The sequence below is a fragment of the Phytoactinopolyspora endophytica genome (assembly GCF_004138495.1).
Taxonomy (GTDB): domain Bacteria; phylum Actinomycetota; class Actinomycetes; order Jiangellales; family Jiangellaceae; genus Phytoactinopolyspora; species Phytoactinopolyspora endophytica.
Window position 1 is genome coordinate 140,137 of sequence record NZ_ML142867.1, and the last position, 1,595, is coordinate 141,731.

1 protein-coding gene and 1 pseudogene are annotated in these 1,595 nt (G+C 67.1%); one reads left to right on the forward strand and one right to left on the reverse strand.

Annotated features, from left to right (window positions below):
- Positions 1-404 (forward strand): annotated as a pseudogene (locus ELR45_RS28325) (hypothetical protein); the annotation flags it as partial.
- On the opposite strand, the gene ELR45_RS28330 reads toward ELR45_RS28325, so the two are convergent.
- The gene (locus tag ELR45_RS28330) at positions 321-1,367 is read right to left on the reverse strand and encodes a LacI family DNA-binding transcriptional regulator (protein ID WP_129669308.1); all 1,047 of its coding nucleotides are present in this window, start codon (positions 1,365-1,367) and stop codon (positions 321-323) included. The pseudogene ELR45_RS28325 and the gene ELR45_RS28330 sit on opposite strands and share 84 nt — an antisense overlap.
- Between the last annotated feature and the right edge of the window lie 228 nt (positions 1,368-1,595).

The following is a 1,595-nucleotide window of genomic DNA, read 5'->3' on the forward strand; positions in this document are numbered from 1 at the left end:
CACACAGCATCATGGGCATCGACCTGATGGGCACCATCTGCGAGATGGCCTGGAGCCAGGGCGTCGACCTCTACGCCGCCGACGACTACAGGTTCCGCAAGGCGTGCGAATACGTGGCCCGGTACAACCTCGGCCACGACGACGTGCCGTACACCACCTACAACAACTGCGACAACGTGAATCAGACCGTCCCCGGCACAGGGGGCCGAGGTCAGGAGCGCCCGGTCTGGGAGCGGGTCTTCCACCACTACTGGGGTCCGGCCTGGCGCTCGACGTCGTTTAGAGCGCCGACACGGGCTCGGACCTGCAACGTTGGAGGTTCACACCACAGTGAGCGTGCCTTGGCGAAGGCAGTGACCTGTGCTCGCCCGGACCACGAGTCGCGCGTCGCACTCGATGACTGACGGCTGGCTGGGCACCGTCGTGAGAACGTCGAACCCAGCGCTGGCCATCGCCTCGAACGGCTGGCGGACGCTCGTGAGTGCCGGCCGGGCAACCGCGGCCTCGAAGGTGTCGTCGTAGCCGACGACCGAAACGTCATGCGGGATCCGCACGCCCAAGTCGGCCGCGGCCAGATAGCCGCCCAATGCCATCTTGTCCGAGGCGAACACCACCGCTGTTGGCGGCACGGGCAGGGTGAGCAGCTCGTGCATCGCCTGCCTGCCACCCGACAGCCGGAAGTCGCCGTACTGGAGGAGCTCCGCATCGACCGGAAAGCCTGCCACGGTCAGAGCCGCCTGGTAGCCGGCCAGCCGTTGTTGTGACGATAGTGAACGGGGCTTGCCGGCGACCATGGCGATGCGCCGGTGACCCAAGTCGATCAGGTGCTGGGTCGCGGCTCGCTCCGCGTCCCGGTTACGGACCCGCACGGTCGGGATGGTGGCGCCCGGCTCGTGGTAAGGATCAATCACGACGTGCGGGATCTCGTGCTCACGTAGGTACCTCACCTGGGCATCGGTGAAGTCAACCTGTACGCCCAGCACACCACAGCTACCCCGCGCGGCAATCCCGTCCAGCCACTGCCTCGACGGCGTGGTGCGCGGGGTGTGCCGGGACAGCGCACTGACCACTATTCCCAGCTCGCGACACTGGGCTTCGGCTTCGATGGCATTCACCAACGCCGAGGACCAGGCTGTGTCGAGCTCGTGCAATACCACGTCAACCAACGCAGCGCCGACCCTGACCCGATCCGCAGGACTTCTACGCCGCGGGTAGCCCAGCTCGTCGAGAACCCTCATCACCCGCTCTCGGGTCTCGGCCGCGACATCCGTTCTCCCGCGCAGCACCTTGGACACGGTGGGCACGGAGACCCCGGCGCCGCGGGCGACCACTGTCAGCGTCGGTGCCTTGCTGACCCGCCCGGTCACTGGTCAGTCGCCTCCCTTCTCTACGCTGAGAACGCGATCACGCTGAAGGAACCTGAGTTGCGCCCCTCGTCATCTGCTCCGCCGTGGCGCGCGTTGCCCGCCGTCGGCCCCCCGGGGGCCGCGAGAAGCACCGGCTCGTGCGCGTCAGGCGTTGCCGGACAGGTGTTCGTCGGCTTGTTTCTCCATTTCGGCTTGGAGTTTCTCCAGGCCGGCGTTGTCGGCGGCTTT